Origin of the sequence: Candidatus Erwinia dacicola (genome assembly GCF_001756855.1) — a bacterium.
Taxonomy (GTDB): domain Bacteria; phylum Pseudomonadota; class Gammaproteobacteria; order Enterobacterales; family Enterobacteriaceae; genus Erwinia; species Erwinia dacicola.
Map to the genome: position 1 here is coordinate 1 of NZ_MAYS01000186.1, position 5,647 is coordinate 5,647.

The following is a 5,647-nucleotide window of genomic DNA, read 5'->3' on the forward strand; positions in this document are numbered from 1 at the left end:
CCTCCGTTTTGTTGCGTTTTGACTGGGAATGGGCGGTTTGGCTTTCGCTTCGGCGCCAACGTCGCGGTGCGTCTGGCGTATCTGGAAAGCCAGTACCTGCGCGCAGTGGCCTGCATGGGGCCAGTGATGCATAGCCTGCTGAGCGATACTAACCTGCAGGACCGCGTGCCGGAGATGTATATGGATATACTTGCCAGCCGCCTTGGGATGTCTAGCACCTCGGACAGCGCACTGAGCCGAGCCGCTTCTCGCTAAAAATTTAGGGGCTGCTGGGCTTGCTGCCCGGTGCCAATGCTGTCCGGTTACTGGCTGCCCAATCCTTTTAGCCCGGGAGAAGAGTCGTGCTTAATCGTCAGCTCTTCTAGCGCTGGGCGGCTGTTAGAAATTAATCCAACCTCGGCGATGGGCAACTTCGATAAAGCAGTTCGCGATATATGTGACTGGCTTTCGGAGCGTTTACGCGCATGAGTTGCCATAATTCATGGTTTTGCGCTACAACTATAGGCCCAACGGAAGGAGGTTAAGCGATGACGTTACCGAGTGGACACCTGAGGAGTAAGCTGATTAAGCGCTTTCACTCTTTAGGTCCTTATATTAGAGAAGGAAAATGCGAGGGTGACCGTTTTTTCTTTGACTGTCTGGCAGTTTGCGTCAATGTGAAACCCGCACCCGATCTTCGTGAGTTCTGGGGCTGGTGGATGGAGCTGGAAGCTCAGTCTGACCATTTCACCTATGAGTATCACTTTGGCCTGTTCAATAAAGAAGGCAACTGGAAGCCATCGACAGTGAAAGGTAAGGATAATAATGCGCGGCTGGAAGAGACGTTGCGTAATTTCCACGAACGTTTGAAAGCCCAGCTGGCAGAGCTGAAGTTAGGGCTGGTTCCGGCGGCAGATTTCGCCGATGAACCGGTAAAACTCACCGCGTAAAATCTGAAATAAAAAGAAAAGGCTGGATAACTCCAGCCTTTTTATAGACACATAACGAGGGGTAAGGCTCACTGCGGCAGTGAGCGTTGTCACAGTGTTGACAGCGTTAGAACTGATACACCACGCCGACAGCAACGATATCGTCGGTGTTCAGGCCGAGTTTGTTGTTGTCGTTCAGCAGGTTGACTTTGTAATCTACGAAGGTCGACATGTTTTTGTTGAAGTAGTAGGTGGTACCGATATCAACAAATTTGTACAGGTCAGCATCGCCAATCCCGTTCTCCATATCTTTGCCTTTGGTCTGCACGTAGGCCAGTGACGGGCGCAGGCCGAAATCAAACTGATACTGTGCAACCAGATGAATGTTCTGCAGTTTGTTCACGTAGCCAGAAACTGCAGTGGTGGTTCCATTCTGCGTGAAGGTGGCACCGCTGTTGATTGGGTTCATGTTACGCGTTTCAGCGTAAGTACCGGCTAGATAAACACCATTGTTGTCATATTTTACACCGGTTCCCCAGGCTTCCGCTTTCTCACCTGCACCGTAAGTTGACTCTTTCTGCTTCTGGATCAGACGGTTAGAAGAAGAGACTGCCCCGTTGATGGTCAGGCTTTCAATAATTTTGTATGACAGTGATGCACCATAGCCGTCGCCGTTAGAGACATTGGCATTACGGGTAGAGGATGCGTCGTTTTTGCCTTGGTACTGTAAGGCAAACTTTAGGCCATCAACCAGACCGAAGAAGTGATTGTTACGGTAGGTCAACATGCCGTTTCCACGGGTCAGCATGTAGGTGTCAGCGCGGGTATAAGCCGTTGAGCCGAACTCTGGCATCATATCGGTAAAGGCTTCAACGTCGTTGATCACGCCGTAGTTACGACCATAGTTGATTGAGCCGTAATCCTTCAGTTTCAGACCGGCAAAGCCCAGACGGGTTTTGTTGCCAGACTGTGCGTTAGCACTCCCTTCGGAGTTGCTCAAGCTGAAGTTATATTCCCACTGGCCGTAGCCAGTCAGCTGGTCGTTAATCTGGGTCTGACCTTTGAAGCCAATACGGGTGTAAGACTTGTCAGCATTGTTGCTGGCGTTAGTATCCGCATCGCTCATGTAACGCATTGCTTTAACTTTTCCGTAGAAATCCAGCTTATTGCCGTCCTTGTTATAGACTTCTGCGGCTTGTGCAGCGGTGGACAGAGCCAGAGCTGCGGTTAAGATTGCCAGTGAGCTTTTCTTCATCATTTTCAATCAATCCCGAAAGAGTAAAATTTGTAAGTGGCCCGAAGGCTCTGCTGAAAGCACGGACTTTTTACCCTTTCTCCATTAAAGATTTATTACAGTTTTCAACATTTCTTGTTAATTGCGAACTTTTGGTCTAGCGAGTGGTCAGGGCTTTTTCGCCGTTTTCCCTTGATGGCTGTTGGCTTCAGCAACCACACCTGCTAAAACGTTTCTCTGTACTCTTTTTTATGAATGGCAGGAAATTAATGAGCAGCAGTCAGACCCTAGTAGTCAAATTGGGGACCAGCGTACTGACCGGCGGATCGCGTCGACTGAATCGGGCACACATCGTTGAGCTAGTGCGTCAGTGCGCGCAGCAGCACGCGGCGGGCCACCGGATTGTCATTGTTACCTCGGGCGCGATGGCGGCCGGGCGTGAGCATCTTGGCTACCCCGAACTGCCCCCGACCATCGCCTCTAAGCAGCTGCTGGCTGCGGTGGGGCAGAGCCGCCTGATCCAGCTGTGGGAGCAGTTGTTCTCAATTTACGGTATCCACATCGGCCAGATGCTGCTGACCCGCGCAGACCTTGAAGATCGCGAGCGGTTTCTCAACGCCCGCGACACCATACGTGCGCTGCTCGACAACCATATCGTGCCAGTCATTAATGAAAATGACGCCGTTGCCACCACTGAAATCAAAGTGGGTGATAACGACAATCTGTCGGCGCTGGCGGCGATTTTGGTCGGAGCCGACAAGCTGTTGCTGCTGACCGATCAGCCGGGGCTATTTACCGCCGATCCGCGCAATAACCCGCAAGCAGAACTGATCAGCAACGTCTACGGCATTGATGATGCGCTGCGTGCACTGGCCGGGGATAGCGTGTCCGGCCTCGGCAACGGTGGCATGGCGACCAAACTGCAGGCCGCTGATGTCGCCTGCAGGGCGGGCATCGACACCATTATTGCCGCCGGTAGCCGCCCCGGCGTGATTGGCGATGTCATCGCCTCCTACCCGGTCGGTACGCGCTTCCACGCCTTTGAAACGCCGCTGGAGAACCGCAAGCGCTGGATCTTCGGTGCGCCTCCAGCCGGTGAGCTGGTGGTCGATGACGGAGCGCTGTCAGCGATCTTCGAACATGGCAGCTCGCTGCTGCCGAAAAGCATCCGTGAAATCAGCGGTAACTTCTTGCGTGGCGAAGTGATCCGTATTCGCAGCCTGCAGGGGCGCGATGTTGCCCACGGCGTATCGCGCTATAACAGCGATGCCATGCGCATGATTGCCGGGCATCACTCCCAGCAGATCGGCGAAATTTTAGGTTATGAATATGGTCCGGTTGCCGTGCACCGCGACGATATGATTGTTTCTTAAGGAATGCGCATGCTTGAACAAATTGGTAAAGCCGCTAAGGCCGCCTCGTACCAGCTGTCGGTGCTCTCCACCGCAGAGAAAAATCAGGTCCTGATGACCATCGCCAATCGCCTAGAAGCGCAGAGTGCGCCGATCCTCGCTGCCAACGAACTTGACCTAGCGGATGCGCGCGCCAACGGCATGAATGAAGCACTGCTTGACCGCCTGATGCTGAACCCGACACGGCTGAAGGGTATTGCTGATGACGTGCGTCAGGTTTGCCGCCTAGCCGATCCTGTTGGGGTGGTGATCGACGGCGGTAAGCTCGACAGCGGGCTGCGGATTGAGCGCCGCCGCGTGCCGCTTGGCTCGGTTGGCGTGATCTACGAAGCGCGCCCGAATGTGACCGTGGACGTCGCCACGCTGTGCCTGAAAACCGGTAATGCGGCGATCCTGCGCGGCGGTAAAGAGACCTACCGCACCAACGCAGCTACCGTGCGGGTGATCCAAGATGCCCTGCAGCAGCAGGGACTGCCAGCGGGTGCGATCCAAGCGATTGAAAGCCCGGATCGTGAGCTGGTGAATCAGCTGCTGAAACTGGATCGCTATGTCGATATGCTGATCCCACGCGGCGGGGCACGGCTGCACAAGCTATGTCGCGAACAATCGACCATCCCGGTGATCACCGGCGGGATCGGCGTTTGCCATATCTATCTGGACAAGAGTATTGAGCTGGAAGCTGCGCTGAAGGTGATCGTTAACGCCAAGAAACAGCGTCCGAGCGCCTGTAACTCGGTGGAAACGCTGCTGATTGATGCACAAATCGCCGACAGCTTCCTGCCTGCGCTGAGCGCGCGCATGGCCGCAGAAGGTATCACCCTGCATGCCGATGCACGCTCTCTGCCGCTGCTCTGCCGCGGCCCGGCTGCGGTCAGCGCCGTCACTGAACAGCAGTATCGCGATGAGTGGCTGGCGCTGGATCTTAATGTCAAGCTGGTGGATGACCTCGCCGAGGGCATTGCCCACATTCGTGAGTACGGCACTCAGCATTCTGACGCTATTCTGACGCGCACCATTCAGCATGCTGACCGCTTTGTTAACGAGGTGGATTCCTCGGCGGTATATGTCAACGCCAGCACGCGCTTCACCGACGGTGGGCAGTTTGGCCTAGGCGCGGAAGTGGCGGTCAGCACCCAGAAGCTGCACGCCCGCGGCCCGATGGGGCTAGAAGCGCTGACCACCTACAAGTGGGTGGCTTACGGCGACGATACGATTCGCGGTTAACAGACAATAAGACGGTTTAAATGGTCATGCTCGCTCAGATTATTCCCTTTGCCGCTGGAAAGCCCGCGCAAGCTGTTCAGCATGGGGCTGCTCACCAGCCTGCTTAACCCGAAAACCGCGGTAATCTATCTGACGCTGCTGCTGCAATTTATTCACCCAGAGCAGAGCCACGTGCTGGCACAATCGCTGACGCTCGGCATCACGCAGATCCTGACCAGTATGTTGGTCAACGGGATGATCATTTTTGCTGCGGGAACTATTACGGCCTTCCTCGCTAATCAATAGCATTCGGTTAAGAAAGCAACTATGCTGCAAAAGCATAAGCTTTTTCGGGTAATGCTACCAACTTACTGATTTAGTGTATGATGGTGCTTTTGAGGTGCTCCAGTGGCTTCCATTTCCATAAGTTGTCCCTCCTGTTCATGGTTAGGAGATTGAATCGCCTCTTCTGAGAGCGCCCAACCATGAATGTCAGAACGAACTATCCCTTTGATGCGGCGCTCGTGCGTAGGTTTAAGTATGAAAATGCAGTTTTTGTCGTGTTTTTAACCGGAAAGCCATTTTTCAGGCACACTAATCCGGCTCAGGCATCCGCAACCATCGCTTTTTCTCCATTCCACGCAACCTTTCCGACAGTCATGCCATCGCCTGCGTTCCTGCCTGAGCGCCGGCAAAACGCAGTCGGCCCTTGCACAGGATGCACTGGTACGGGTCGGTACCCAGGAAGCCCTTCATTAGCACCGCAAACCCCGGCTTCTCCGGCTTTTTCCGCAGCATCATCTCCAGCGCTTCGTAGACCTTCGGCAGCACCGATCCCCGTTTGCGGTTGGCCAGAAAGCCGAAGTAGCGCACCATCTTAAAATGCCGCG

General features: G+C 54.3%; 5 protein-coding genes and 2 pseudogenes. 5 read left to right on the forward strand and 2 right to left on the reverse strand.

The features are described from left to right. The first annotated feature begins 18 nt into the window (after positions 1-18). Positions 19-468, forward strand: a pseudogene (locus tag BBW68_RS15995) (alpha/beta hydrolase). A 59-nt stretch (positions 469-527) separates the two neighbouring features. Further along, a complete protein-coding gene (gene crl, locus BBW68_RS05830) occupies positions 528-929 on the forward strand; it encodes a sigma factor-binding protein Crl (RefSeq protein ID WP_070134399.1) in 402 nt (133 codons plus the stop codon). 106 nt (positions 930-1,035) lie between these two features. On the opposite strand, the gene BBW68_RS05835 is transcribed toward crl, so the two are convergent. Then, a complete protein-coding gene (locus BBW68_RS05835; RefSeq protein ID WP_070134400.1) occupies positions 1,036-2,166 on the reverse strand; it encodes a porin in 1,131 nt (376 codons plus the stop codon). Between the two features lie 245 nt (positions 2,167-2,411). Here BBW68_RS05835 and proB point away from each other — a divergent pair, with 245 nt between their 5' ends. The 3 genes from proB to BBW68_RS05850 are packed head-to-tail and all read left to right on the forward strand — an operon-like array spanning position 2,412 to position 5,063. Beyond that, entirely contained in the window at positions 2,412-3,515 is a 1,104-nt protein-coding gene (gene proB / locus BBW68_RS05840; protein WP_070134401.1) for a glutamate 5-kinase, read from the forward strand. A gap of 9 nt (positions 3,516-3,524) precedes the next feature. Next, a complete protein-coding gene (gene proA, locus BBW68_RS05845; protein ID WP_070134402.1) occupies positions 3,525-4,778 on the forward strand; it encodes a glutamate-5-semialdehyde dehydrogenase in 1,254 nt (417 codons plus the stop codon). 48 nt (positions 4,779-4,826) lie between these two features. Next, on the forward strand, positions 4,827-5,063 hold the full coding sequence (locus tag BBW68_RS05850) for a LysE family translocator (RefSeq protein WP_338061296.1): 237 nt from the start codon (positions 4,827-4,829) through the stop codon (positions 5,061-5,063). A gap of 354 nt (positions 5,064-5,417) precedes the next feature. Here the strand turns inward: BBW68_RS05850 and BBW68_RS05855 are convergent. Further along, positions 5,418-5,647 (reverse strand): annotated as a pseudogene (locus tag BBW68_RS05855) (IS91 family transposase); the annotation flags it as partial.